Source organism: Streptomyces sp. NPDC007162 (assembly GCF_040634175.1).
Classification (GTDB): domain Bacteria; phylum Actinomycetota; class Actinomycetes; order Streptomycetales; family Streptomycetaceae; genus Streptomyces.
The window spans coordinates 1-23,538 of record NZ_JBEYFC010000029.1; the positions used below are offsets into that span (position 1 = coordinate 1).

General features: G+C 71.2%; 25 protein-coding genes and 3 tRNA genes. 6 read left to right on the forward strand and 22 right to left on the reverse strand.

Features of this window, described 5'->3' with window-relative positions:
• Positions 1-37: 37 nt before the first annotated feature.
• The 7 genes from ABZ646_RS05745 to ABZ646_RS05775 all read right to left on the reverse strand — a co-directional run bounded on the left by ABZ646_RS05745 (position 38) and on the right by ABZ646_RS05775 (position 3,829).
• Entirely contained in the window at positions 38-1,507 is a 1,470-nt protein-coding gene (locus ABZ646_RS05745) for an MFS transporter (protein WP_360513293.1), read from the reverse strand.
• Between the two features lie 96 nt (positions 1,508-1,603).
• A complete protein-coding gene (locus ABZ646_RS05750) occupies positions 1,604-2,185 on the reverse strand; it encodes a TetR/AcrR family transcriptional regulator (protein WP_360513295.1) in 582 nt (193 codons plus the stop codon).
• 180 nt (positions 2,186-2,365) lie between these two features.
• The gene (locus ABZ646_RS05755; protein WP_360513297.1) at positions 2,366-2,794 is read right to left on the reverse strand and encodes a MaoC family dehydratase; all 429 of its coding nucleotides are present in this window, start codon (positions 2,792-2,794) and stop codon (positions 2,366-2,368) included.
• 7 nt (positions 2,795-2,801) lie between these two features.
• Positions 2,802-3,266, reverse strand: a complete 465-nt coding sequence (locus ABZ646_RS05760; RefSeq protein ID WP_360513299.1) for a MaoC family dehydratase N-terminal domain-containing protein — start codon at positions 3,264-3,266, stop codon at positions 2,802-2,804.
• Positions 3,267-3,383: 117 nt separating this feature from the next.
• On the reverse strand, positions 3,384-3,548 hold the full coding sequence (gene rpmG, locus ABZ646_RS05765) for a 50S ribosomal protein L33 (RefSeq protein WP_003948671.1): 165 nt from the start codon (positions 3,546-3,548) through the stop codon (positions 3,384-3,386).
• A 91-nt stretch (positions 3,549-3,639) separates the two neighbouring features.
• Positions 3,640-3,712: transfer RNA gene (locus ABZ646_RS05770), tRNA-Met, on the reverse strand.
• Between the two features lie 44 nt (positions 3,713-3,756).
• Positions 3,757-3,829: transfer RNA gene (locus ABZ646_RS05775), tRNA-Thr, on the reverse strand.
• A gap of 278 nt (positions 3,830-4,107) precedes the next feature.
• On the opposite strand from ABZ646_RS05775, the gene ABZ646_RS05780 reads away from it, so the two are divergent.
• Both ABZ646_RS05780 and ABZ646_RS05785 read left to right on the forward strand, forming a co-directional pair.
• Positions 4,108-5,376 carry a hydrolase gene (locus tag ABZ646_RS05780; protein WP_360513301.1) on the forward strand — a complete coding sequence of 423 codons (1,269 nt, stop codon included), beginning with the start codon at positions 4,108-4,110 and terminating at the stop codon, positions 5,374-5,376.
• A 444-nt stretch (positions 5,377-5,820) separates the two neighbouring features.
• On the forward strand, positions 5,821-6,477 hold the full coding sequence (locus tag ABZ646_RS05785) for an SDR family oxidoreductase (protein WP_360513303.1): 657 nt from the start codon (positions 5,821-5,823) through the stop codon (positions 6,475-6,477).
• 48 nt (positions 6,478-6,525) lie between these two features.
• Here the strand turns inward: ABZ646_RS05785 and ABZ646_RS05790 are convergent, their stop codons facing one another.
• Together ABZ646_RS05790 and ABZ646_RS05795 are read right to left on the reverse strand one after the other, a co-directional pair.
• On the reverse strand, positions 6,526-6,738 hold the full coding sequence (locus ABZ646_RS05790; protein ID WP_360513305.1) for a hypothetical protein: 213 nt from the start codon (positions 6,736-6,738) through the stop codon (positions 6,526-6,528).
• A gap of 220 nt (positions 6,739-6,958) precedes the next feature.
• Positions 6,959-7,040, reverse strand: a tRNA-Tyr gene (locus ABZ646_RS05795).
• A gap of 223 nt (positions 7,041-7,263) precedes the next feature.
• On the opposite strand from ABZ646_RS05795, the gene ABZ646_RS05800 reads away from it, so the two are divergent.
• Positions 7,264-7,752 carry a YajQ family cyclic di-GMP-binding protein gene (locus ABZ646_RS05800; protein ID WP_360513307.1) on the forward strand — a complete coding sequence of 163 codons (489 nt, stop codon included), beginning with the start codon at positions 7,264-7,266 and terminating at the stop codon, positions 7,750-7,752.
• 79 nt (positions 7,753-7,831) lie between these two features.
• Here ABZ646_RS05800 and ABZ646_RS05805 read toward each other — a convergent pair whose 3' ends face one another.
• Positions 7,832-8,098, reverse strand: a complete 267-nt coding sequence (locus ABZ646_RS05805; RefSeq protein ID WP_132890236.1) for a GlsB/YeaQ/YmgE family stress response membrane protein — start codon at positions 8,096-8,098, stop codon at positions 7,832-7,834.
• A 186-nt stretch (positions 8,099-8,284) separates the two neighbouring features.
• Here ABZ646_RS05805 and ABZ646_RS05810 point away from each other — a divergent pair, with 186 nt between their 5' ends.
• Entirely contained in the window at positions 8,285-9,529 is a 1,245-nt protein-coding gene (locus tag ABZ646_RS05810; RefSeq protein ID WP_360513309.1) for an amino acid permease, read from the forward strand.
• A 62-nt stretch (positions 9,530-9,591) separates the two neighbouring features.
• Here the strand turns inward: ABZ646_RS05810 and ABZ646_RS05815 are convergent, their stop codons facing one another.
• Entirely contained in the window at positions 9,592-10,158 is a 567-nt protein-coding gene (locus ABZ646_RS05815; RefSeq protein ID WP_360513311.1) for an SMI1/KNR4 family protein, read from the reverse strand.
• Between the two features lie 185 nt (positions 10,159-10,343).
• Between ABZ646_RS05815 and ABZ646_RS05820 the strand changes: the two genes are divergently transcribed.
• On the forward strand, positions 10,344-10,745 hold the full coding sequence (locus tag ABZ646_RS05820; RefSeq protein WP_360513313.1) for a YccF domain-containing protein: 402 nt from the start codon (positions 10,344-10,346) through the stop codon (positions 10,743-10,745).
• A gap of 130 nt (positions 10,746-10,875) precedes the next feature.
• Here ABZ646_RS05820 and htpX read toward each other — a convergent pair whose 3' ends face one another.
• The 11 genes from htpX to ABZ646_RS05875 all read right to left on the reverse strand — a co-directional run bounded on the left by htpX (position 10,876) and on the right by ABZ646_RS05875 (position 22,011).
• The gene (gene htpX, locus ABZ646_RS05825; RefSeq protein ID WP_360513315.1) at positions 10,876-11,739 is read right to left on the reverse strand and encodes a zinc metalloprotease HtpX; all 864 of its coding nucleotides are present in this window, start codon (positions 11,737-11,739) and stop codon (positions 10,876-10,878) included.
• 248 nt (positions 11,740-11,987) lie between these two features.
• On the reverse strand, positions 11,988-13,511 hold the full coding sequence (locus ABZ646_RS05830; RefSeq protein WP_360513317.1) for an NADH-quinone oxidoreductase subunit N: 1,524 nt from the start codon (positions 13,509-13,511) through the stop codon (positions 11,988-11,990).
• Positions 13,508-15,082 (reverse strand): NADH-quinone oxidoreductase subunit M, encoded by a 1,575-nt coding sequence (locus ABZ646_RS05835; protein ID WP_360513319.1) that lies wholly within the window; start codon positions 15,080-15,082, stop codon positions 13,508-13,510. Before ABZ646_RS05835 ends, ABZ646_RS05830 begins: the two co-directional genes overlap by 4 nt.
• A 6-nt stretch (positions 15,083-15,088) precedes the next feature.
• Complete coding sequence (locus ABZ646_RS05840) at positions 15,089-17,083, reverse strand: NADH-quinone oxidoreductase subunit L (protein ID WP_360513321.1); 1,995 nt, start codon at positions 17,081-17,083, stop codon at positions 15,089-15,091.
• Positions 17,080-17,466, reverse strand: coding sequence for an NADH-quinone oxidoreductase subunit NuoK (gene nuoK, locus ABZ646_RS05845; RefSeq protein WP_360513323.1), 387 nt, complete (start codon positions 17,464-17,466; stop codon positions 17,080-17,082). The genes ABZ646_RS05840 and nuoK overlap by 4 nt, the downstream gene beginning before the upstream one ends.
• Positions 17,466-18,107 carry an NADH-quinone oxidoreductase subunit J gene (locus ABZ646_RS05850; protein ID WP_360513325.1) on the reverse strand — a complete coding sequence of 214 codons (642 nt, stop codon included), beginning with the start codon at positions 18,105-18,107 and terminating at the stop codon, positions 17,466-17,468. The genes nuoK and ABZ646_RS05850 overlap by 1 nt, the downstream gene beginning before the upstream one ends.
• Positions 18,104-18,673: an NADH-quinone oxidoreductase subunit I gene (locus ABZ646_RS05855; protein ID WP_360513327.1), complete on the reverse strand. Its 570-nt coding sequence runs from the start codon at positions 18,671-18,673 to the stop codon at positions 18,104-18,106. Before ABZ646_RS05855 ends, ABZ646_RS05850 begins: the two co-directional genes overlap by 4 nt.
• The gene (locus ABZ646_RS05860; protein ID WP_360513329.1) at positions 18,673-19,641 is read right to left on the reverse strand and encodes a complex I subunit 1 family protein; all 969 of its coding nucleotides are present in this window, start codon (positions 19,639-19,641) and stop codon (positions 18,673-18,675) included. The genes ABZ646_RS05855 and ABZ646_RS05860 overlap by 1 nt, the downstream gene beginning before the upstream one ends.
• Positions 19,638-20,990, reverse strand: coding sequence for an NADH-quinone oxidoreductase subunit C (locus ABZ646_RS05865; protein ID WP_360513331.1), 1,353 nt, complete (start codon positions 20,988-20,990; stop codon positions 19,638-19,640). The genes ABZ646_RS05860 and ABZ646_RS05865 overlap by 4 nt, the downstream gene beginning before the upstream one ends.
• Positions 20,987-21,610 carry an NADH-quinone oxidoreductase subunit B family protein gene (locus tag ABZ646_RS05870; RefSeq protein WP_360513332.1) on the reverse strand — a complete coding sequence of 208 codons (624 nt, stop codon included), beginning with the start codon at positions 21,608-21,610 and terminating at the stop codon, positions 20,987-20,989. Before ABZ646_RS05870 ends, ABZ646_RS05865 begins: the two co-directional genes overlap by 4 nt.
• Positions 21,601-22,011, reverse strand: a complete 411-nt coding sequence (locus ABZ646_RS05875) for an NADH-quinone oxidoreductase subunit A (protein ID WP_360513334.1) — start codon at positions 22,009-22,011, stop codon at positions 21,601-21,603. The genes ABZ646_RS05870 and ABZ646_RS05875 overlap by 10 nt, the downstream gene beginning before the upstream one ends.
• A 253-nt stretch (positions 22,012-22,264) precedes the next feature.
• Between ABZ646_RS05875 and ABZ646_RS05880 the strand changes: the two genes are divergently transcribed.
• Entirely contained in the window at positions 22,265-23,455 is a 1,191-nt protein-coding gene (locus tag ABZ646_RS05880) for a sensor domain-containing protein (protein WP_360513336.1), read from the forward strand.
• Positions 23,456-23,538 lie beyond the last annotated feature (83 nt).

A 23,538-nucleotide genomic window follows, 5' to 3' on the forward strand; every position in this document is an offset into this window, starting at 1 on the left:
GCACCCCGAGCCGGAACGGGGCCCCACGCGCGCGTCGTCAGCTGCCGACGGTCAGGGGCTCCGGCGCGGGCCCCTTCCCTGCGACGGTCCGCAGGCCCCGGCGCCGGCCGGGGATCAGCAGTGCGGCGGCCCCGGCCAGTGCGACCGCAGCCGAACCGGTCACCAGGGCGGGCCGCAGCCCGTCCACGAAGTCCTGGGCACTCGCGTAGCCGCCCTGCGCGGAGAAGATCGACGACATGACCGCGACACCGAGCGCCCCGCCGACCTCGCGGAGGGCGTTGTTGGCGCCGGAGGCGATGCCCTGTTCCTGCGGGCGTACGGCGGACATCACCAGGTTGGCGGCCGGGGCGAAGTACAGGGCCATGCCGATCCCGCTGATGACGAGGCCGGGCAGCTGGGCCCCGTAGGAGGCGTGCGCGGTGACCACGGAGGCCAGGTAGCCGAGTCCGGCGGCCTGCAGGAAGAGCCCGGCGGCGACCACCGGACGGCCTCCGATCCGGTCGGAGAGGATGCCGGCGACGGGCGCGACGATCATCGGCATGCCCGTCCAGGGCAGCATCCTGAGACCGGCCTCGGTGGGCGAGTAGCCGAGCACGCCCTGCATGTACTGGCTGAGCAGGAAGATCGATCCGAACATCCCGAGGAACATCAGCAGGCTGGCCGCGTTGATGCCGGAGAAGGCCCGGGACCGGAAGAGCCGCATCGGCAGCATGGGGTTCTTGGCGCGGCTGCCGTAGAGCACGAATCCGGCGAGCAGCGCGGTGCCGGCGAACAGACCGGTGAGCACGAGGGGGCTGGTCCAGCCGTCTGCGGGGCCGCGCACCAGGCCGTAGACGATCCCGAAGAGACCGCCGCTGGCGAGCAGCGTGCCGGGTATGTCGAGTGGGGCACCGGTGCCGTACGACTCGGCGAGCCGGAGGCGGGCGAACGGCAGTACGGCGACACCGAGCGGGACGTTCAGCCAGAAGATCCAATGCCAGGACACGTGTTCGGTGAGGCTGCCGCCGATGAGCGGCCCGGAGGCGACCGCGAGCCCGTTGACGGCCCCCCAGATGCCGTACGCCATGCCGCGCCTGGCCTCGGGCACGGCAGCCGTCAGCAGGGTGAGCGTGAGCGGCATCATGATGGCCGCGCCGACACCCTGGACCGCGCGGGCGGCGATCAGGGAGTCGATGCCGGGCGCCAGGGCCGCGGCGGCGGAGGCGCCGGTGAAGACGGTGAGGCCGACGAGAAAGAGCCGGCGCCGGCCGAAGCGGTCGCCGAGGGCGGCGCCGAACATGAGCAGGACGGCGAAGGTGAGCGTGTAGGCGCTCACGGTCCATTCGAGGTCGTCCAGGGCTCCGCCGAGGTCCTTGCGGATGGAGGGCAGGGCGGTGGTGACGACGAGGTTGTCCAGGGACGCCATGAACCCGGCGACACCGGTGATGACGAGTGCCCATGCGGCACCGCCGGGACGTGCGGGCTTTCGTTCGGTCCGAGTGGTCTGCTGTGCGGTCTCTTGTGACATCGCTCCCCCAGGGCGCGGCCTGCGAAGGTAGGTTAGTTATTGATCACTAATTTTTCGGCCCAGGAAAAACCCAGACGGTAAAGGCGAACCGCCCCCTCACTCACCACTGTGCTTCTCCGGCTGTCCGGCCACCCGGGCCTTGTCGTACATCCCCTGCCAGACCCGGTGCTCGGGCGGAAACCCCATGGCCGTGTAGGTGTTGATGAGCATCCCCTTGGCCAGGAAGGTCGTGGTGAGGTCGACGTCGGCCCCCGAGAGCAGGTGCACGGTGTCCCAGAGCCGCGTCCAGCCGGCCCGCACGAGCTCACCGAACTCGTGCTCACCCTCCGCCTCCGCGGCCGCGACGGTGATGTACGTCTGCATCTGCATCTGGAGCCACTCCGGCCGCTCCTGGATCAGCTGTACGTATGCATCACCTATGGCGTGCAGGGCTTCCTGCCCCTCCAGCCCTTCGGCAGCCTTCTCGAAAACCTCGCGCATCTCGTCGATACAGAGCAGCGAGGCGGCACCGAAGATCGCCTTCTTGCCCGGGAAGAGCCGGAAGAGATACGGCTGCGAGACCCCGACCCGTTTGGCGATCGCCTCGGTGGAGGTGCCGTAGTAGCCCCTCTGCGAGAACTCGGTGATCGCCGCGCGGATGACGCTCTCACGTCGCTCCTCGGCCGTCATCCTGACCATGCGAGGAAGTTAGTACTCAATCACTAACTTCGTCAAGGGGTGACCTGCGCTGCCGACAGGAGCCCGAGTCGACCCCGCCGACGCGCAGACCATGGTCACACTGCGTAAGGAGCGCCCGCAATGGAGAGCGCTCCTTACCCGCGCTGCGGCACCGCTGCCGCTTCTTCGGACGGTCGGCTCTCAGCCGAGTCGCACGACCGCCCGCGACATGCCCAACACCTTCTGCCCGGCGCTCGTCGCCGTCAGGTCGACGCGCACCGTGTTGTCGTCGAGCTTGGCCGCGACCTTGCCGCTGACCTCGATCAGGGCGCCCTGGTCGTCGTTCGGGACCACGACGGGCTTGGTGAAGCGGACGCCGTAGTCGACGACCGCACCCGGGTCGCCGGTCCAGTCGGTGACGACACGGATCGCCTCGGCCATGGTGAACATGCCGTGCGCGATGACGTCCGGCAGCCCGACCTCCTTGGCGAACTTCTCGTTCCAGTGGATGGGGTTGAAGTCCCCGGACGCGCCCGCGTAGCGCACCAGGGTGGCGCGGGTCACGGGAAAGGTCTGCGCCGGCAGTTCGGTGCCGACCTCGACGTCCTCGTACGCGATCTTCGCCGTCATCGGATCCTCACGCCTCGCCTTCTGCCGCGTCCGCCGCGCGGGCCACCAGCTTGGTGAGCGCGCTCACCACGAGCTCACCCGCCTCGTCGTGGACGTCTCCGCGGATGTCGATGATGTCGTTGCCCGCGAGCGACTTGACGGCCTCGATGCTCGAGGTGACGCTCAGCCGGTCGCCGGCGCGCACCGGGCGCCGGTAGGCGAACTTCTGGTCGCCGTGCACGACCCGGCTGTAGTCCAGGCCGAGCTGCGGGTCCTCGACAACCTGTCCGGCCGCCCGGAAAGTGATCGAGAAGACAAAAGTCGGCGGGGCGATCACATCGGAATAGCCGAGCGCCTTGGCGGCTTCCGGGTCCGTGTACACGGGGTTGGTGTCGCCCACCGCCTCGGCGAACTCACGGATCTTCTCCCGGCCCACCTCGTAGGGCTCGGTGGGCGGGTAGGTCCGTCCCACGAAGGACTGGTCGAGCGCCATTGGCCCGGCACCTCCTGATGTCTGCTGTGCTGCCCCACAAACTAGCGGGAAAGCCGGCTGCCGAAACGCCGTGAGGCCGCCCCCGAACCGGGGACGGCCTCACGAACGAGCCTGTAGTTATCGCGTTTCGCGGTGCGCGGTGTGCGCATTGCAACGCGGGCAGTGCTTCTTCATCTCAAGACGGTCCGGGTTGTTACGCCGGTTCTTCTTGGTGATGTAGTTCCGCTCCTTGCACTCCACGCAGGCCAGCGTGATCTTCGGGCGGACGTCGGTGGCAGCCACGTGAGTGCTCCTAAGACGAACGGATGGACTTGATACAACGCAAGAAAGAGTAGCCGATCGAAGGACCGACCCCGCAATCGGCTACTGTCAGTAGCGGTGACCGGACTTGAACCGGTGACACAGCGATTATGAGCCGCTTGCTCTACCGACTGAGCTACACCGCTTTGATGAGATCGGCCCCGCCTTGCGGCGGGACCTCTCACACCAGAGCCCCAATACGGAATCGAACCGTAGACCTTCTCCTTACCATGGAGACGCTCTGCCGACTGAGCTATTGGGGCGAGCGATGAAGACATTACACGCTCGGCCGCCGTTCACCCAAATCCGTTTCCCGCCGCCCTTCCCGGCCCGTTCCGCCCGGCTCGCAGCCGGCTCCCGGCAGCCCCTCGGGCCCCTTCCGACGCTCGCCACGCGCGCGTGCCCGAACCGGTCCTCGCAGGTCCGACGGCACCGGTACGACTATTGCGCTCCTCCCGGCCCCGCGGCCGCCACCGGCCTAGGCTCGACTCACTCTGTGTGATCTTGAGTCCCCCGCCTGGACCGACCTTCCTGGAGCGCGATGCCCGACAGCCAGCCGCAGCCGCCCTCGTCGTCGTCCAACTCCTCGGGTTCCTCGGGCCACTCCGACCCGGCCGCGCTCCTCCTGTGCGGCGCGCGGCTCACCGACGGCCGGACCGTGGACGTACGGCTGGGCGGCGGGCGCATCGAGGCGGTCGGCACGGCCGGCAGCCTCGCGTCCGGCCTCGCCCGCGCGGGCGGCGCGCGCGTGGACCTCAGCGGCTACCTCCTCCTCCCGGCCCCGGCCGAACCACACGCCCACGCGGACACCGCGCTCTCCGCCGAGCACGACGGCCCCGTCACGTACGAGCCCGAGGACGTCCAGCGCCGTGCCACCGAGGCGGCCCTGCTCCAGCTCGGGCACGGGGCGACGGCCGTGCGCGCGCACGTGCGCGTGGGCGACGTCCAGGGGCTGGGCGCACTGGCCGCGGTCCTCCAGGCCCGCCGCTCGCTGCGCGGGCTCGCCGAGCTCACGGCCGTCGCGATGCCGCGCGTGCTGACCGGGGTCGCGGGTGCCGACGGACTCGCGATGCTGCGGGACGCCGCGAAGATGGGGGCGTCCGTGGTGGGTGGCTGCCCCGACCTCGACCCCGACCCCACGGGCTACGCGGAGGCCGTGCTGGAGGTCGCCTCCGAGCACGGCTGTCCGGTCGACCTGCACACCGACGCGGCCGACCCCGCCCGGCTGGCCAGGCTCGCGGCCATGGCGGGCGGCATGCGCCCCGGCGTGACCCTCGGCCCGTGCGCCGGGCTCGCGCGCCTGCCCGCCGAGGCGGCGGCCCGGGTCGCGGACCAACTCGCCGCGGCGGGCGTCACGGTGGTGTGCATGCCCCAGGGCGGCTGCGGTTCCGTCGACCGGCGCGGTACCGCTCCGCTACGGCTGTTGCGCGCGGCCGGGGTGCGGGTCGCCGCCGGCAGCGGAGCCCTGCGCGACCTCTCGAACCCCGTCGGCCGCGGCGATCCCCTCGAAGCGGCCTACCTCCTGGCTTCCCGCCACGGTCTGCGCCCGGAGGACGCCTACGACGCCGTGAGCGCGTCCGCGCGCGCGGCCCTCGGCCTCCCCGAGGTGCGCGTCGAGGCCGGCTTTCCCGCCGAGCTGCTCGCCGTACGCGGTGACCACCTGGCGGGCGCGCTCTCCCTCGCCTACAGCCGGATCGTGGTGCACCGGGGGCGCGTGGTGGCACGCACGAGCGCGGTCCGCGAGTACTGCAACTCGGCGGTGGCCGCGGAACTGGGGCTGCCGCGGCAGGGGCGGGGAGAGTTGTCCTGAGGAGGGGTGAGTTGAGAGCGCGAGCGGAGAAAGCGCGTGCCGGAGGGCTGGAAGAGCGTGTGCCGAGACGCGGCGGGCGCGCTTCGCGCGAGGTGAGGTGGCGTACGGCGTGGGCGGGCGCGTGGGTACGCTCCGAGGGGCACCTGGGCTGCGCGGAGCGCTTGCGGGGCCGGGAAGGCGCGGGGGTGCAGGCGTGAGCCTCGGCGTGCGGGGGGGAGCGCAGGCACGAACCTCGGCGTGTCGGCGGGAGCGCAGGCGCGAACCCTCGGCGGGTCGGCGGGTCGGCGGATACGCGGGAGCGCACGGCGCACGAGACGCGCGCGCAGGAGCAAGCTCGGCCCCCGTGGGAGCTACCGCGGGAGATGCCTCCGCAGGACCACGCGTACGTGTGGGGCGTATGAAGTCGTGCGGCGGATGCGGGGCTTCGGGCGTACGGTCGGAAACATGCGCATTGTCATCGCTGGTGGTCATGGTCAGATCGCGTTGCGGTTGGAGCGGCTGCTCTCCGCGCGTGGGGACGAGGTCGCGGGGATCATCCGGAAGGCCGAGCAGGGCGACGAACTGCGGGCGGCCGGCGCCGAACCGGTGCTGCTCGACCTGGAGTCGGCCTCGGTCGAGGAGGTTGCGGCACACCTGGAAGGGGCGGACGCCGCGGTGTTCGCGGCGGGAGCGGGTCCCGGCAGTGGCTCGGCCCGCAAGGAGACGGTGGACAAGGACGCGGCGGTGTTGTTCGCGGACGCGGCCGTGCGCGCGGGCGTACGCAGGTTCGTGGTCGTCTCCTCGATGGGCGCGGATCCGCAGCACAGGGGCGACGACGTCTTCGACGTGTACCTGCGGGCCAAGGGGGCGGCCGACGCCCATGTCACCCGGCAGGACGCCCTGGACTGGACCGTCCTGCGCCCTGGTGCGCTGACGGACGAGCCGGGCACGGGCCTGGTGCGTCTGGAGGCGCACACGGGCCGGGGTGCGGTCACGCGCGACGATGTGGCCGCCGTGCTGGCGGAGTTGGTGGACACCTCGGCGACGGCCGGACTGACCCTGGAGCTGATCGGCGGGTCGGTGCCGGTCGCGGTGGCTGTGAAGTCGGTGGCCGGGAACTGACCTCGCCGCCCGCCCGTTCGTGCTGGTGACGGCTGCCGCTCGGAGCGCTCAGAACAGCGGCAGCTGCCCCGGGAAGTCCGGCACCACATATCCGTCCAACGAAGGCTGCGCCGCCCCGAGTTGCGCTTGCCGCCGCGAGCCGGCGCAGGAGACCAGGTCGCCGGTCTCGCGCGCCCCGGGCGGGTCGTGCCGTGCGAAGCGACCCGCGACGACGGCGATTTCGCGGTGGCACACCGGACAGGTTCTGCGACGGAAGGACATGTGTTTCAGTGTGCCCGGGGCGCGGCGCGCGTACCGGGGGCTGCGGGGCTCGCCGGGGTGACGCGCCCTCACCGGTGTCCATCCGCCACCGGCACGACCGGGCACCTGGCGTGAAACATGTCACGCTGGCATGTCCCGCTGCCCTTCGGCATGGCCCATACACACGAAAAGACCCCTCCTGATCTGCGTTTCCGCAGTCCAGAAGGGGTCTTCCCCGAAGTGGCGGCGCCAGGATTCGAACCTGGGAAGGCTGAGCCGGCAGATTTACAGTCTGCTCCCTTTGGCCGCTCGGGCACACCGCCGGGGTTTGCCGCCAAGTCGAACCGCTTTTCCGCGGCGCTCCCTGGCAACGACGTAAACAATACCCGATCCCGAGGGGTGCTCCGCCACCCGATTGATCGGCGCCCACGGGACGTGGGGTGGCTAGGCTGGTGCGGATGCGCCCCGGTCTCCGCACCGGGCCCGACGGCCGCCTCGACGCGCCGGAACGCATCCCGATACCCCCGATACAAGGAGCCACAGGACATGGCCGACTCCAGTTTCGACATCGTCTCGAAGGTCGAGCGGCAGGAGGTCGACAACGCCCTCAACCAGGCCGCCAAGGAGGTCTCGCAGCGCTACGACTTCAAGGGCGTGGACGCCTCGATCTCCTGGTCCGGCGAGAAGATCCTGATGCAGGCGAACTCCGAGGAACGGGTCAAGGCGATCCTCGATGTCTTCCAGTCGAAGCTGATCAAGCGTGGCATCTCGCTGAAGGCGCTGGACGCGGGCGAGCCGCAGCTCTCCGGCAAGGAGTACAAGATCTTCGCGTCGATCGAGGAGGGCATCTCCCAGGAGAACGCCAAGAAGGTCGCGAAGGTCATCCGTGACGAGGGCCCCAAGGGCGTGAAGGCCCAGGTCCAGGGTGACGAGCTGCGCGTCAGCTCGAAGAGCCGTGATGACCTCCAGGCCGTGATCGCGCTCCTGAAGGGCCAGGACTTCGACTTCGCCCTCCAGTTCGTGAACTACCGGTAGTCAGGACCGGCCGGGGCATGCGAGAGGGTGGGCGCCCCTTGGCGCCCACCCTCTCGTCCGTCGTCGGGGGGCACGGTCCTCAGTCGCGCGAGTTCCCGAACAGGAGTCGATAGGCGATCAACAGCACCAGCGAGCCGCCGATCGCCGCCAGCCAGGTCGTGCCGTCGTAGAAGTCCTTGGTGAAGGGGTGGTCCAGCCACCGGGCCGAGATCCAGCCGCCGAGGAACGCACCCACGATGCCGATGAGGGTCGTGCCGATGAAACCGCCGGGATCGCGACCCGGCAGCAGGAACTTGGCGATGGCGCCGGCCAACAGTCCCAGGATGATCCAACTGATGATGCCCATGTCCTGAACCTGCCCTTCCGCGCTGTGTCCGCACTGTTCCGACCCTGTGATCTCCATCCCGGCCGACTGCCGGACCGGCTGTGCGAGCCATCCGCAGATGTCCGTCACGCGACTGTTCGCGCTCTGTCGATGACCAGGACGCTTCGGCGATGCCGGGCGGTTGCGGCAAACAGTAGGGTGCGGCGCATGACTTCCTCGCCCGCGGACCTGCGCCGCACGCTGGGCGTGCGCGATGCGGTGGTCGTGGGACTCGGCGCGATGATCGGTGCCGGTGTGTTCTCGGCGCTGGGTCCGGCGGCCCACGCGGCCGGGTCGGGGCTCCTGCCGGGACTGGCCGCGGCTGCCCTGGTCGCCTACTGCAACGCCATGTCCTCGGCCCGCCTCGCCGCCCGCTACCCACAGTCCGGCGGCACCTACGTCTACGGCAGGGAGCGGCTCGGCGCCTTCTGGGGGTACCTCGCGGGCTGGTCGTTCGTCGTCGGGAAGACGGCGTCCTGCGCGGCGATGGCCCTCACCGTCGGCGTCTACGTCTGGCCCGGCCAGGCGCATGCCGTGGCGGTCGCGGCCGTGGTGGCGCTGACCGCCGTGAACTACGGCGGCATCCAGAAGTCGGCCTGGCTGACCCGGGTGATCGTGGCAGTGGTGCTGGCGGTCCTGGCCGCCGTGGTGGCCGTCTGTCTGACGTCCGGACGGGCGGACGCCGGGAGCCTGGGCATCGGCCTGTCATCGGGCGTGGGCGGGGTCCTTCAGGGGGCCGGTCTGCTGTTCTTCGCGTTCGCCGGGTACGCACGGATCGCGACCCTCGGTGAGGAGGTGCGCGACCCGGCCCGCACGATCCCACGCGCGATTCCCGTGGCCCTGGGCATCGCCCTGGTCGTGTACGCGTGCGTGGCCGTGGCGGCGCTCTCGGTGCTGGGCGCGGACGGGCTCGGACGGGCGGCCGCGCCGCTGGCGGACGCGGTGCGGGCAGCCGGGGCGCCGGCTTTGGTTCCGGTGGTGCGGGCGGGGGCCGCGGTGGCCGCGCTCGGCTCGCTGCTCGCCCTGATCCTGGGGGTGTCGCGTACGACGCTCGCCATGGCCCGCGACGGCCATCTGCCTTCTGCGCTGGCCGCTGTGCATCCTCGTTTCCGGGTCCCGCACCGCGCGGAGCTGGCCGTCGGCGCGGTGGTCGCCGTGGTGGCGGCGGCAGCGGATGTCCGGGGCGCCATCGGTTTCTCCTCCTTCGGTGTGCTGGCGTACTACGCGGTGGCCAACGCCTCGGCATGGACGCTCGACCCGGCCCCGCGCGCCCGTGTGGTCCCGGTGGTCGGCCTGCTGGGCTGCGCGACCCTCGCGTTCGCGCTGCCGACAGCAGCGGTGGAGGCGGGGGCGGCGGTACTGGCGGTGGGCGCGGTGGCGTACGCCGTACGACGGTGGGTGACGGGAAGGTAGGCCGGGGGCGCCGGTCGGCGGAACCGGGCCTCCACTGGTCACCGGCTGTTGGTCACCGGCTGTCAGGTGGCCTGTTCCGGGGCGGTGCGCCTGCGGAAGTCGGTCCAGGGCGCGAGATCGGTGCCCTCGTCGGTCTCCTCGTACCAGCCCGTACCGGCCAGCCAGACGTGCAGCCAGTCGGTGAGGGTGGGCGCGTCCACGAACCAGGCGCCGTCCGCGTCGTCGGCGTTCGGCTCGTAGAGCAGGACGGTGGCCTGCGGGGTGCTGCAGTCCACGCACGCGTACATGCCGCAGCCCCAGTGGGATATCGGCAGCACGCCCTCGGGCCAGGGCCACTCCGGGTCCTTGCGGCCGCTTGCCCGGTTGGTGAGGTACTGGGCGACGGCGGCCGGTTCGCCGGAGGGTGCGGCGTCGAGCAGGGGGAGCAGACCGTAGGACGGGCCGAAGCCGCCGTCCCCCACCCGCCGGTAGAGCGCGGCGAGAAGGGGTGGCAGGGGGAAGCCCAGGGCCTCCCGAGCGCGGTCGAGCGTGGCTGCGTCGACGGGCGCGGGCAGCGAAGGCCAGCCCCATGGAGGGGAGTTACGGGCCTTCGCGGTCACCCGTGCCAGCAACTGCTCGATCTCGGTCATGGCTTCATGATGCAGGGCGGCACTGACAACGGGGCGGGGCTGTGGACGACGTGCCGCCGACGTTCCTCGTCTCGGGACGTTCCCAATCACGCTACAAGGGTGCTGCGCTTTCGTCCGGACGCCTGACCGGCTGATACTTGTGGCAGCAGGCATGCCGACGGAGTGACCTGGAGAGGGTACCGACCATGAAGGTGTTCAACCTGCTGCTCAACATCCTGTGGCTCGTCTTCTGCGGCTTCTGGATGGCACTCGGCTACCTGATCGCAGCGCTGATCTGCTTCGTCCTGATCATCACCATCCCGTTCGGCGTCGCGTCCCTGCGCATCGCCGGCTACGTCCTGTGGCCGTTCGGGCGGACGACCGTGGAACGGCCCGACGCCGGCGCCGGGTCCGTCATCGGCAACGTGATCTGGGTGATCTTCGCGGGGTGGTGGCTGGCCCTGGCACACCTGATCACGAGCATCCCGCTGTTCCTGTCGATCATCGGCATCCCGTTCGGGTGGGCCAACCTGAAGCTCATCCCGATCTCACTCATGCCGCTGGGGCGCGAGGTAGTACCCACGGACCAGGGATTCGCAGGACGCTGATCGTTCCCCACGGGCACGCCCCGGGCCTGCGCGGATGCGTCAACGCATCCGCGCAGGCCCGGGGTTGGAACCTACTGCTACTGCGTCGGCCACAGCCGCGTCTTCTGGGTCTGCGGCCTCAGGGTGGTCCTCACCGGGGGCGGCCTGCCATCTTCTCCAGCCGGGCGATCCGTTCCGCCATGGGCGGGTGCGTCGAGAACATCTTGGACAGGCCCTGGCCCGGCCGGAAGGGGTTCGCGATCATCATGTGGCTCGCGGTTTCGATGCGGGGCTCCGGGGGCAGCGGAAGCTGCTTGGTACCGGCCTCCAGCTTGTGCAACGCGCTGGCCAGGGCGAGCGGGTCGCCGGTGAGCTGGGCTCCGGAGGCGTCCGCCTCGTACTCCCGGGAACGGCTGATGGCGAGTTGGATGAGGGAGGCGGCGAGCGGACCCAGGATCATGATCAACAGCAGGCCGAGGAAGCCCGGGCCGTCGTCGTCGTCCGAACGGCCGACCGGGATCAGCCAGGCGAAGTTGACCAGGAACATGATCACGGAGGCGAGTGCGCCGGCCACCGACGAGATGAGGATGTCCCGGTTGTAGACATGGCTGAGCTCATGGCCGATGACTCCGCGCAGTTCACGCTCGTCGAGGATGCGCATGATGCCCTCCGTGCAGCACACGGCGGCGTTGCGCGGGTTGCGGCCGGTGGCGAAGGCGTTGGGCGCCTCCGTGGGCGAGATGTACAGGCGGGGCATGGGCTGGCGTGCCTGGGTGGAGAGCTCGCGCACCATCCGGTACAGGGCCGGGGCCTCGAACTCGCTCACCGGGCGGGCGCGCATCGCGCGTAGCGCCAGTTTGTCGCTGTTCCAGTACGCGTACGCGTTCGTGCCGAGGGCGACGAGGACCGCGACGATCAGACCCGTCCGGCCGAAGAAGCTGCCGATGACGATGATGAGTGCCGACAGTCCCCCGAGGAGAACTGCGGTCCTGAGTCCGTTGTGCCGGCGGTGCACGGTACGCCCTCCAAGTCGTGCGGCAGGGGAACCCTTTGCCTGCGCTGCTGCCTTCCGGTCCGCGATGCCTCTGGTGTCGTGGTGTCACGTCCAGTGGACCTTCCCGAACTGGTCAACGCCAGGCGGTGGCCACTAGTTCCCTTGTGCCCGCTGTGCGCCGTGTGAGCCGTCCGGGTGAGGACGGCCGGGCGCGTGCGGGCGCGGACTCACGCGCGCGTGCGGGCACGGTTCCACCCGCCTGGAGGACGTCAGAACAGGCCTGTGGCGGCGAAGCGCAGCACCAGCTGCGGCGCTCCGGACAGCGCGATGCCGAGGGCGCCGGTGAGGGCGAGCGCGGCGGTGAGAGGAGCCGGGAGGGGGTGCTTGGCCGGCTCGCCCTCGGGGGCGCGGAACAGCAGGGTCGTCCACTGGAGGTAGTAGAAGAGGGCGATCACCACGTTGACCGCCATGATGACGGCCAGCCAGCCCAGGCCCGCGTCGACGGCCGTCGAGAAGACGGTGACTTTCGCGAACAGTCCGATGACGCCGGGCGGGAGTCCGGCCAGGCACAGCAGGAAGAACGCCAGGAGCAGCGCGGTGAGCGGGTTTCTGGCGTACAGGCCGCGGTAGTCGGAGACACGGTTCAGCTGGCGGGTGCGGCCGACCAGGGCGGCCACCGCGAAGGCGCCGAGGTTCACGGCCGCGTACATGAGGGCGTAGGCGATGGTGGAGCCGACGGCCTTCCCGGGGGCGTCGGTGTATCCGGCGGCGGCGATCGGCACCAGTAGGTAGCCCGCCTGGCCCACCGACGACCAGGCGAGCAGTCGTACCGCGCTGTACGCGCGCGTGGCCTGCTGGCGCAGGGCCGCCGCGTTGCCGGCGGTCATGGTGAGAGCGGCCAGGACGGCGAGCGCGGGCCCCCAGATGTCGGCGTACGACGGGAAGGCGACGACGGTGATCAGGATCAGGCCGGAGAAGCCGACGGCCTTGCCGACGACCGACAGGTAGGCGGCGATCGGGAGGGGAGCCCCGACGTAGGTGTCGGGCACCCAGAAGTGGAACGGGACCGCGGCTGTCTTGAAGGCGAAGCCCACAAGGGTGAGGACGACACCCGTCTGAGCGAGGGTGTGCAGTTGTCCGTCGACGTGCTGGATGCGCTCGGCGACCTGGGTGAGGTAGAGGCTGCCGGTCGTGGCGTACACGAAGCTGATGCCCATGAGGCTGACGGCGGTGGCGGTCACCGAGGACAGGAAGAACTTGAGGGCCGCTTCGGAGGACCGCCTGTCGCCGTGGCGGATGCCGACGAGGGCGAAGGCGGGCAGGGAGGCGACCTCCAGGGCGACGACGAGGGTGGCGAGGTCGCGTGCGGCGGGGAGCAGGGCGGCACCGGCGGCCGAGGAGAGCAGCAGGAACCAGAACTCGCCCTGGGGGTAGCGGCTCCTGCCGTCCTTCAGGGTGGTGAGGGACAGCAGCGCCGTGAGCAGGGCGCCGCCGAGGACCAGGAACTGCACGACCAGAGTGAACCGGTCGGCGGTGTAGCTGCACGCGTGCGCGGCGCCGGTCAGGCAGAAGGTGCTGCGGTCGTGGTCCAGGAGGGGGAGCAGCAGGGCGGCGGCCGCGGCGAGTCCGGCGACCGACACCCGGCCGAGGAGCGGTTTCCTGGCCTCGGGCACGAACAGGTCGGCGACCAGGACCGCGAGACCGACGACCGCCGTGAGGGTCGGCGGGGCGATGGCGAGCCAGTCGACCGACTGGACGAGGGTCGCGGCCAGGGGCTGGGCCAGGGCGCTCATCGGGTGCCTCCTGCGAGGAGCTGCTGGACGGCCGGGTCGGTCAGGCCGAGCAGGGCCCTGGGCCACAGTCCGGCGACGACGGTGAGGGCGACGAGCGGGGTCCAGGCCGCGAACTCGTACGTGCGGACGTCGGCGAGTTCCGGCATGTCCCGCGGGGTGGCGCCCATGCAGACACGGCGGACCACGGTCAGCATGTACGCGGCGGTCAGCAGGGTGCCGAAGGCAGCGATCGCCATGAAGGTCAGGAAGGCCGGGCGGCTCAGGCCGGCGGCGGGCTCGAACGCGCCGAACAGGGCGAGCATCTCGCCCCAGAAGCCCGCGAGTCCGGGCAGCCCGAGCGAGGCGACGGCGGCGAACGCCAGCAGCCCGCCGAGGCGCGGCGCCCTGCCGTACACCGCGGCACCGGTGTCCTCGGAGAGGGTGTCGAGGTCGGTGGTGCCGGTGCGGTCCTTGAGGCCGCCGACCAGGAAGAACAGCAGGCCGGTGATGAGGCCGTGGGCGATGTTGGCGAACAGCGCGCCGTTGACGCCGGTCGGGGTCATGGTGGCGATACCGAGCAGGACGAAGCCCATGTGGCCGACGGAGGAGTAGGCGATCAGTCGTTTGAGGTCGCCCCGCACGCCCCGTTTGGCGAGGTTCAGGCAGGCCAGGGACCCGTAGATGATCCCGACGACGGCGAAGGCGGCCAGGTAGGGCGCGAAGGTGCGCAAGCCGTCCGGCGCTACCGGCAGCAGGATCCGGACGAACCCGTACGTGCCCATCTTCAGCAGGACGCCGGCCAGCATCACCGAGCCGACGGTCGGCGCGGCGGTGTGAGCGTCCGGCAGCCAGCTGTGCAGGGGCCACATCGGGGTCTTGACCGCGAGTCCGAGCCCGATCGCCAGAACGGCGATGACCTGCACGGACGTGGTCAGCGACCGGCCGTTGTCAGTGGCGAGTGCCACCATGTCGAACGTGCCCGCCTTGATTCCGATCAGGAGCAGGCCGAGGAGCATGACGACGGAGCCGAGCAGGGTGAAGAGGATGAACTTCCAGGCGGCCCGGTTCCGTCCCTCGCCGCCCCAGCGGGCGATGAGGAAGTACATCGGGATGAGCACGGTTTCGAACGCGAGGAAGAACAGCAGCAGGTCGAGGACGGCGAAGGTGGCGAGGGTGCCGGACTCCAGGACGAGCAGCAGTGCGACGAAGGCCTTCGGGGACGGGCCCGCGGGCGGGTTGAAGTACGAGTAGAGCGCGCAAAGGAAGGTCAGCAGCGCGGTCAGGACCACGAGGGGGAGGGAGATGCCGTCGATGCCGAGGTGGATGCGCACGTCGAGTGCGGGGATCCAGCTGATGTCGGTCGTGGCCTGCATCCTCGACGGGTGGTCCTGGTCGAAGCCGAGTGCGAGGACGATCGCGGCGATGAGGACGGTACCGGTGACGGTCACGCCGTGCCGGAGCACGGCCTGCTCGGGTGACTTCCCCTTCAGTCCGGGTGGGGCGGGCAGCAGGGCGGCGACGGCGCCCAGGAGCGGGCCGACGACGATCAACGCCAGAAGGAACTGCATCACGGATTCACTGATATCGATCACGCCTGCTCACGCTCCCGTGGCGACGAGGAGGACGGCGACCGCCAGGACGACGGTGCCGGCGAGCAGCGCGCTCACATAGGTCTGAATGTTGCCGGTCTGGGCGCGCCGTACGGCGGCGCCGAGCAGGCGGGGCAGAGCACCCGCCCCACGGACGTAGGTGTCGACGACCTCGCGGTCGAGGAACTGGACGAGGCTCGCGGCGGCCAGGATCGGGCGGACGAACAGCACGTCGTACAGGGCGTCCAGGTGGAAGCCCGCGGCCGCGTGCCGGTGCAGTGGGCCGAGCAGGAACCGGCCGGGGTCGGCCGGGTCGGGTGCGTAGGCCACGTCGCCGAACGCCGGAGCGTGGGCGGCGATGGCCTCGGCCTCGACCTGCCCGGCATCGCCCTCCGGGTGCGCGGCGACGGCGCCCAGCGGGACCTGGGACGCCGACGTCCGGGTGCGCTGCCAGGCGCCGTAGGTGACGAGTCCGCCGGCCAGCGCGAGGCCGGTGCCGAGGACGGAGGTGGTGAGGGTCGGGGTGAGGGCGCGGCCGTCGAACCAGCCGGGCAGCGAGCGGTAGGCGAAACCGCCGAAGGCCAGGGACGGGACGGCCAGCACCCACAGCACCACCGTCATGGACAGCGGCTGCCTGCCGTGGTCCGGGGCCTCGGCTCCCTGGCCCCGGAAGGCCAGCAGCCACAGCCGGGTGGCGTACGCGGCGGTCAGCAGCGCGGTGACCAGACCGGCGACGAGGACGATCCAGCCGGCGCTGCCGGGGACGTGCTCGGCCTGCCCGGTCGTGGCGTGTTCGGCGGCGCCGAGGACCGACTCCTTGGAGAAGAAGCCGCTGAAGGGCGGGATCGCGGCGAGCGCGAGCAGCGCCACGGTCATCGTCCAGTAGGCGTCCGGGACTCGTTCGCGCAGGCCGGAGGTGCGGGACATGACGGCGAGCGAGTTGGTGCCGGCGGCGTGGATGATCACACCGGCCGCGAGGAACAGGAGCGCTTTGAAGGCACCGTGGGACAGCAGGTGGAAGACGGCGGCGCCGCGGTCGCCGACGGCGAGAGCGCCCGTCATGTAGCCGAGCTGGCCGATCGTCGAGTAGGCGAGGACGCGCTTGATGTCGTCCTGGGCGAGGGCGGCGAGGGCCGAACCGGCCATCGTGACGGCGGCCATCACGGCGAGGACGACCATCACGGCCGCACTGGCCTCGAAGACCGGGAGGAGCCGGGCGACGAAGTAGACACCGGCGGCGACCATGGTCGCCGCGTGGATCAGTGCGGAGACGGGGGTAGGGCCCGCCATGGCGTCGGGGAGCCAGGTGTGCAGCGGGAACTGCGCCGACTTGCCCGCCACGCCGCACAGGAGGAGCAGGCCGACCAGGGTCGGGTGGTGCAGGCCGCCGTCCGCGACGGTGGTGAGGACCGCGGTGATGCGGAACGAACCGGCGTCGGTGGCCAGCGCGAACAGGCCGATGAGGAACGGTACGTCACCGAGCTTGGTGACCAGGAAGGCCTTGAGGGAGGCGGCGCGTGCCTCGGGGGTCTCCCAGTAGTGGCCGACGAGGAAGTAGGAGCAGATGCCCATGACCTCCCAGCCGACCAGCAGCACGATCAGGTCGCCGGAGTAGACGACCAGCAGCATCGCGGAGGTGAAGAGGGAGACGAGGGCGGCGTACGAGGGGTAGCGCGGGTCGTCGCGCAGGTAGCCGGTCGAGTAGACCTGCACGCAGGTGGCGACGAAGGCGACGAGGACGGCGACGAGGGCGGCGAAGCCGTCGACGTCCAGGGCGAGTTCGATCGGCACCGAGCCGGTCGGGGTGAGCTGCGTGTGCGCCTCGACGGCCCGGCCGCCGCCCTGGTCGGCGGCGACCGCGCAGGCGAGGGCGAGCGCGGCGAGCGTCGGCAGGACCGCGAGCGGCCGGACGAACCCGGGGGCCGTGCGCCCCAGGAGCAGACCGGCCGCGGCGCCGAGGAACGGCAGGAGGGGGACGAGGACGGCGAGGGTGGTCGTGGTCACGCGGTGGCCTCAGCCTTCTCGTCGGCCGTCCCGTCCGTGGGCGGGCCGGCCGTGCCTTCCTCATGGCCCTCGGCGGTGTCGCGGAGCCGGTCGATGTCGGAGGTGCCGCGGTTGCGGTGGACGGCGAGGACGATCGCCAGGCCGATGCCGATCTCGGCGGCGGCGATGGCAACGGTGAACAGGGTCAGGGCCTGGCCGGAGTGCAGGGTGTCCCGAGCCGCCTTGCTCAGCCAGACGTCGAAGGCGACGAGGTTGAGGTTGACGGCGTTGAGCATCAGCTCGACCGACATCAGGACCAGGATCGCGTTGCGGCGCGCGAGGACGCCGTACAGGCCGGTGCAGAAGAGCAGAGCGGAGAGAACGGCGGGATAGGCGAGGTGCATCAGCGGGCGCCTTCCTGCTCGATCGGGTGAATCCCGGAATCCGTGACCGGAGGGGAACCCTGCGTGACGACCCGTCCGTTCACAGGAGGCGGGGACGGATCCGCCTTCGCCTTGCGGGACAGGACGATCGCCCCGACCAGGGCCGCGAGAAGGAGGACGGAGAGGGCCTCGAAGGGCAGGACCCAGTTCTGGAACAGGCTCGCGCCGGTGACCTTCGTCGAGCCGGCTGCGGCGCCGCCCAGGTCGATCCAGGTGGTGCGGAAGGCGTCCACGACCACCCAGACCAGGGCGGCGGCCGCGGCCACGGCGACGGCGAGCGCGAACCAGCGGTTCCCCGAGTCGGCGTCCGGGGACCGGCCGATGGGGGCCTTGGTGAGCATCAGACCGAAGAGAAGGAGGACGACGACGGAGCCCACATAGATGAGGACCTGCACCCAGGCGATGAACTCGGCGGTGAGCAGCAGGTATTCGACGGCGAGACCACCGAGGGCGACCACCAGCCACAGGGCGGCGTGCACCAGCTGGCGGGTGGTGACCGTGACCAGCGCGGCGCCGAAGGTGACCAGACCGACGAGCAGGAAGGCGACCTCCACGCCGGTCGGGGACAGGAAGCCGTGCGGCGTCTGGGCGAGCGCGGTCACGACTGCCCCTCCCCCGGCTCGGGGTCCGCAGCGGCCTGCGCCTGCGCGGCGGCGAGCTTCTCGGCGGTCTTGCGGGCGGCGGCGATCTCCTTCGGTTCCTCCGCACCGGCGTCGAGGGCAGGCGGGGCGGGGACCGTCCACATCCATGCGCGGAGCTTGTCCCGCTCGTGGGTGAGTTCGTGGATGTCGGTCTCCGCGTACTCGAACTCCGGGGACCAGAAGAGGGCGTCGAAAGGACAGACCTCGATGCAGATACCGCAGTACATGCACAGGGAGAAGTCGATGGCGAAGCGGTCCAGGACGTTGCGGCTGCGTTCACGGCCGCCGGGGGCCGCCGCCGGGACGGTCTCCTTGTGGGAGTCGATGTAGATGCACCAGTCGGGGCACTCACGGGCGCAGAGCATGCAGACCGTGCAGTTCTCCTCGAACAGGCCGATGACGCCCCGGGTGCGGGGCGGGAGGTCGGGAAGCGCGTCCGGGTACTGCTCGGTGACCGACTTGCGGGTCATCGTGCGCAGGGTGACGGCCAGGCCCTTGGCGAGGCCGGAGCCAGGAATGGGGGCCACTAGGAGATCACCACCTTGACGATGCCGGTGAGGGCGATCTGAGCGAGGGAAAGGGGGACGAGGAGGGTCCAGGAGAACTTCTGCAGCTGGTCCTCGCGCAGGCGTGGGTAGGTGACGCGGAGCCAGATCACGACGAAGGCCAGGAGGGCCGTCTTCAGCAGGGTCCACAGCCAGCCCAGACCGTCGGTGCCCCACGGGCCGTGCCAGCCGCCCAGGAAGAGGACGGTGGTCAGACCGCACAGGACGACGATCCCGGCGTACTCGGCGAGCAGGAAGAGAGCGAAGCGCAGGCCGGTGTACTCGGTGTAGGCCCCGAAGATGATCTCCGAATCGGCGACGGGCATGTCGAACGGGGGCCGCTGGAGCTCCGCGAGACCGGCGACGAAGAACACCAGCGCACCGGTGATCTGCCAGGGCAGCCACCACCAGTGGAAGGCGCCGACGATGCCCGGCAGGGAGACCGTGCCCGCCGCCATCGCCACGGAGGCGGCGGCGAGCAGCATCGGGAGTTCGTAGGCGAGGAGCTGAGCGGCGGTACGCAGGCCGCCGAGGAGGGAGAACTTGTTGGCGCTGGCCCAGCCGGCCATGAGCGAGCCGAGGACGCCGACGCCCATGACGGCCAGCACGAAGAACACACCGGCGTCCAGGACCTGACCGACGGCGCCCTCGCCGGGCCCGATCGGGATGGCCAGCAGCACGAGCAGGTACGGGAGGAGGGCCACCGCCGGCGCCAGCTGGAAGACACGGCGGTCCGCGCCCGCCGGGACCACGTCCTCCTTCTGTGCGAACTTCACACCGTCGGCGATCAGCTGGGCCCAGCCGTGGAAGCCGCCGGCGTACATCGGTCCGAGGCGGCCCTGCATATGGGCCATCACCTTGTGCTCGGTCTGACCGACGATCAGGGGGAAGGTGAGGAAGACGACGAACACGACGACGAGTCGCAGGGCGACGTCCGGAGCGCCGTTCACTGCGAGCCTCCTGGGCGGTCGTCTCGGGGCGGTTGTTCGGGATCGGCCTGGTCGGGGGCGGCCTTGTCGCGGGCGGCCCTTTCGGGATCGGGATCGTCGGTGCCGGGGGCTGCGGTACCCGGCTCCTCAGGAGCCGTCCCCTCGGAGAGGGGACCCTCCTCGGCGCCGGGCGGAGCCACCGCCGGCCCCGGCGGCCCGGTCGGCGTCGCGCGCCGCCCGGCGGGTTCCGGTTCGTCGAAGGCCGGACGGGCGTGGTGCCAGGGCGCGTCCGCGCTGCGCGCAGGGTGGGGCGGGGCGGCCGGTTCCGTCGACGGCGTCGCCTCCTGCGCGCGCTGCGAAGCGGAACCACCCGAGGCGGTACGCGCTCGGCGTGGTCCCCGGGGTGCCGCCGACCGCTCCGGCGCCGGAGCGGTCTCCTCCACAGAGGTCTTCTCCACGGACGCCTGCTCGGGGGAGCTCCCCTCCGCAGAGGCCTGCTCCGCAGCCGTCTCCGCCCCGGACGCGGCCCGCTGGGAAGCTGACCCGGCGCTCGCGGTGCGGGAGCGGCGTGGGGTGCTCGCCGGCCGGGATTCGGTCGGCGTCGGCCCCGCCGCCGGGGTCTGCCCGGTCGCGTCCGTTGCCGTGGGCGGACCGGCCGCGCCCGTCGTCGTGGGCTGCTCGGTCGGCTGGCTCGCGGAGCCCCCGGCCGCCGTGCGTGCGCGTCGTACCGGGCGGTCGCCGGTCACGGCGGGCGGGCGGGTGCCGGCGGTTCGGGCCGGGCGGGCGGGGGCGGGCGGGAGCTGGCCCTTCAGAGGACCCCACTCGTTGGGGTCGGGTACGCCCGGGGGGAGCATCTGGCGGCGCTTGGGGCCGCCGTGGTCGGACTCGCCCGGTTCCTTGGCGCCGGGCCAGGCCTTGGCGACACGGGCGGCCAGGACGAAGTCCTTGCGGAGGGGGTGGCCCTCGAAGGTTTCCGGGAGGAGGAGGTGGTCGAGGCCGGGGTGGCCGGTGAAGCGGACGCCGAACATCTCGTGGGTCTCGCGTTCGTGCCAGCGGGCGCCCGCGTAGACGCCGACGGCGGACGGGAGTTCGGGGTGGGTGTGCGGCACGGTCGTGCGCAGCAGGAGGCGGCGGACCGGGGCGAGGGCGACGACGTGGGCACAGACGTGGAATCCGGTGCCTGGTTCGTCGACCGCGCTCAGCCAGTCGAAGTAGGTGCAGGAGAGGGTCGTACGGGCGACTTCCAGGGCGGCCGGCCAGGAGGACGGCGGGACATCGACCGTGAGGACCTCGTAGGACTCCTCGGCCGTCGCGTCCGGGCCGAAGAGTTCCTCGACGGGCGCCGGCAGCCAGCCGGTCGTGGGGGTCATCGGGTGTCCCCCTCCCCCGCCTTGGGGGCCGGCGGGTGCACCAGACCGCTCTGGAGGGCCGCGGCGGAGGGGCGCCGGCTGCCGTAGCGGTCGCGGAGGGACTCGGCCGCGATCTTCTCCTGGAGTTTCAGGATGCCCTGGAGGAGGGCCTCGGGGCGGGGCGGGCAGCCCGGGACGTAGACGTCGACCGGGATGATCTGGTCGACGCCCTTGGTGACGGAGTAGGAGTCCCAGTAGGGGCCGCCGCAGTTCGAGCAGGCGCCGAAGGAGATGACGTACTTCGGCTCGGGCATCTGCTCGTACAGGCGTTTGACCGCCGGGGCCATCTTGTCCGTGACCGTGCCCGAGACCACCATCAGGTCGGCCTGGCGGGGGCCCGGCGCGAAGGGGATCACGCCGAGGCGGATGAAGTCGTGGCGGGCCATCGACGCGGCGATGAACTCGATCGCGCAGCAGGCGAGACCGAAGTTGAAGACCCAGAGCGAGTAGCGGCGGCCCCAGTTGAGGACGACCTTCATGGGCTCGGGGGCGAGGCGGGCGAGCGCGCCCAGTTTCCCTCTGCCTTCCGCGGGGGGAACAGCAGGTTCCGGCAGCAGGACGGGTTCCGGCGTCACGTCCATGTCAGGACGCCCTTCTTGTATGCGTACAGCAGGCCGACGGTGAGGAAGCCGAGGAAGATGAACATCTCCACGAGCGTGGCCACGCCGTAGCCGGGGGCGGCGAAGACCGTCGCCCAGGGGAACAGGAAGATCGAGTCGACGGCGAAGATGACGTAGAGGAAGGCGTAGACGTAGTAGCGGACCTGGGTGTGGGCCCAGCCCTCGCCGACGGGGTCGACACCGCACTCGTAGGTGAGGAGTTTCTCGGGGGTGGGGACCACGGGGCGCAGCAGCCGGCCGGCCCCGAAGGCGACGGCGACGAAGAGCACGCCGACGGCTGTCAGCAACCCCACGACCGAGTAGGACGCGAAGTAGCCCGCCGCGACGGCCACGGTCGGTTCACCACCCACCGTCTCCCGCATCGTCCGCCCCTCACTCCCTCGACAGACAGCGGACCCGGTCCGGCCCGTTGTCCCGACCTCGGTACGTGACCTCGGTCAACTCCTGATTCGACGATCTGTACGCACCGGAGTCTAGGCCCTGATAAAGGGACGGTAAGCAGCCCCGTCGCACGGTGAGACCCGGTGCGGGAGGCCACTGGTGGGGTTTTCCCCAGGGCGACCGGGGCGGCGAACTCCATGGCGCGGCGTCACGGCACACGGCACGCTGGCGCATATGACCGCACCCGTACCCCGATCCCTCAGCTCCGTCGACGGCGGAGACGACCGCGAGCGGCTGCCGCCCGTGCGCTTCGCCTTCGACGGTCACACCTGGAAGGAGATCGCGCACCTTCTGCTGAACCTGCCGATGTCGCTGTTCGGCTTCGTCTACGTGATGACGACGCTGTGGGCGAGCGGCATCCTGACGCTCACGGTGATCGGCATCCCGCTGCTCGCCGCCACCCTGCTGGGCGCCCGGCAGCTGGGGAAGCTGGAACGGGCACGCGCGCGTGCGCTGCTCGGCGTGCGGGTGGAGGAGCCGACGCCGCTGCCGTGGGGGAAGCGCGGCGCGGGCTCGCAGCGGCTCTGGATGACGCTCAAGGACCCGGTGGGCTGGCGGACTCTGTTGTACGACTTCATCCGGCTGCCCTGGGGGGTTCTCACCTTCGGTGTGACGCTGGCCTCGCTGTTCGTGCTGTGGCCGGTGCTGCCTTTCATCGCGCGCGGGTTCGCGAACGTGGACCGGGCGATGGTGCGCGGCCTGCTGTCGCCGTCGGACGAGCTGGAGCGCCGGATCGCCGAACTGGAGTCCGACCGGGGGGTGGTCGTGGACACGGCGGCCGCTGACCTGCGGCGGATCGAGCGGGACCTGCACGACGGCGCGCAGGCCCGTCTCGTCAACCTGGCGATGGGGCTCGGTCTGGCGAAGGAGAAGCTGCTGGAGGATCCGGACGCGGCCGCCGCGATGGTCGAGGAGGCGCACGGCGAGGTGAAGCTGGCCCTCCAGGAGCTGCGGGACCTGGCCCGGGGCATCCACCCGGCGGTGCTGACCGACCGGGGGCTGGACGCGGCGCTGTCCTCGGTCGCCTCGCGGTGCACGGTGCCGGTGCAGGTGACCGCCGATCTGCCGGCCAGACCGGCGCCCGCGATCGAGGGCATCGCCTACTTCACCGTCTCCGAGTTGCTGCAGAACATCAGCAAGCACAGTGGCGCGCGCAGCGCCTCGGTCGACGTATGGCGGACCGACGACCGGCTGCTGATCCAGGTACGGGACGACGGGCGGGGCGGGGCGAGCCTGGACCGTGGCACCGGGATACGAGGGCTCGCGGACCGGCTGGGTGCGGTCGACGGCCTGTTCGTCGTCGTATCGCCCGACGGCGGCCCCACGACGGTCACCGCCGAGCTGCCCTGGCGCGACCGGTCGTAGCACGTGACCGGTCGTGGAAGGTGGGGAAAACCCCCGTTCAAGACGCCGACGGACTCCATGGTCCGTGCGCCTGCGGCGCAGCA

Coding starts and splice junctions, on each gene's coding strand:
- ABZ646_RS05760 (WP_360513299.1), bottom strand. CDS start 3,266: ATGGCGCTCGACCAGTCCTTCGTGGGACGGACCTACCCGCCCACCGAG.
- ABZ646_RS05880 (WP_360513336.1), top strand. CDS start 22,265: ATGACCGCACCCGTACCCCGATCCCTCAGCTCCGTCGACGGCGGAGAC.
- ABZ646_RS05800 (WP_360513307.1), top strand. CDS start 7,264: ATGGCCGACTCCAGTTTCGACATCGTCTCGAAGGTCGAGCGGCAGGAG.
- ABZ646_RS05750 (WP_360513295.1), bottom strand. CDS start 2,185: ATGGTCAGGATGACGGCCGAGGAGCGACGTGAGAGCGTCATCCGCGCG.
- ABZ646_RS05805 (WP_132890236.1), bottom strand. CDS start 8,098: ATGGGCATCATCAGTTGGATCATCCTGGGACTGTTGGCCGGCGCCATC.
- ABZ646_RS05875 (WP_360513334.1), bottom strand. CDS start 22,011: ATGCGGGAGACGGTGGGTGGTGAACCGACCGTGGCCGTCGCGGCGGGC.
- ABZ646_RS05810 (WP_360513309.1), top strand. CDS start 8,285: ATGACTTCCTCGCCCGCGGACCTGCGCCGCACGCTGGGCGTGCGCGAT.
- ABZ646_RS05815 (WP_360513311.1), bottom strand. CDS start 10,158: ATGACCGAGATCGAGCAGTTGCTGGCACGGGTGACCGCGAAGGCCCGT.
- ABZ646_RS05780 (WP_360513301.1), top strand. CDS start 4,108: ATGCCCGACAGCCAGCCGCAGCCGCCCTCGTCGTCGTCCAACTCCTCG.
- ABZ646_RS05870 (WP_360513332.1), bottom strand. CDS start 21,610: ATGGACGTGACGCCGGAACCCGTCCTGCTGCCGGAACCTGCTGTTCCC.
- ABZ646_RS05830 (WP_360513317.1), bottom strand. CDS start 13,511: ATGAGCGCCCTGGCCCAGCCCCTGGCCGCGACCCTCGTCCAGTCGGTC.
- nuoK (WP_360513323.1), bottom strand. CDS start 17,466: ATGCACCTCGCCTATCCCGCCGTTCTCTCCGCTCTGCTCTTCTGCACC.
- ABZ646_RS05745 (WP_360513293.1), bottom strand. CDS start 1,507: ATGTCACAAGAGACCGCACAGCAGACCACTCGGACCGAACGAAAGCCC.
- ABZ646_RS05865 (WP_360513331.1), bottom strand. CDS start 20,990: ATGACCCCCACGACCGGCTGGCTGCCGGCGCCCGTCGAGGAACTCTTC.
- ABZ646_RS05820 (WP_360513313.1), top strand. CDS start 10,344: ATGAAGGTGTTCAACCTGCTGCTCAACATCCTGTGGCTCGTCTTCTGC.
- ABZ646_RS05790 (WP_360513305.1), bottom strand. CDS start 6,738: ATGTCCTTCCGTCGCAGAACCTGTCCGGTGTGCCACCGCGAAATCGCC.
- ABZ646_RS05755 (WP_360513297.1), bottom strand. CDS start 2,794: ATGACGGCGAAGATCGCGTACGAGGACGTCGAGGTCGGCACCGAACTG.
- ABZ646_RS05785 (WP_360513303.1), top strand. CDS start 5,821: ATGCGCATTGTCATCGCTGGTGGTCATGGTCAGATCGCGTTGCGGTTG.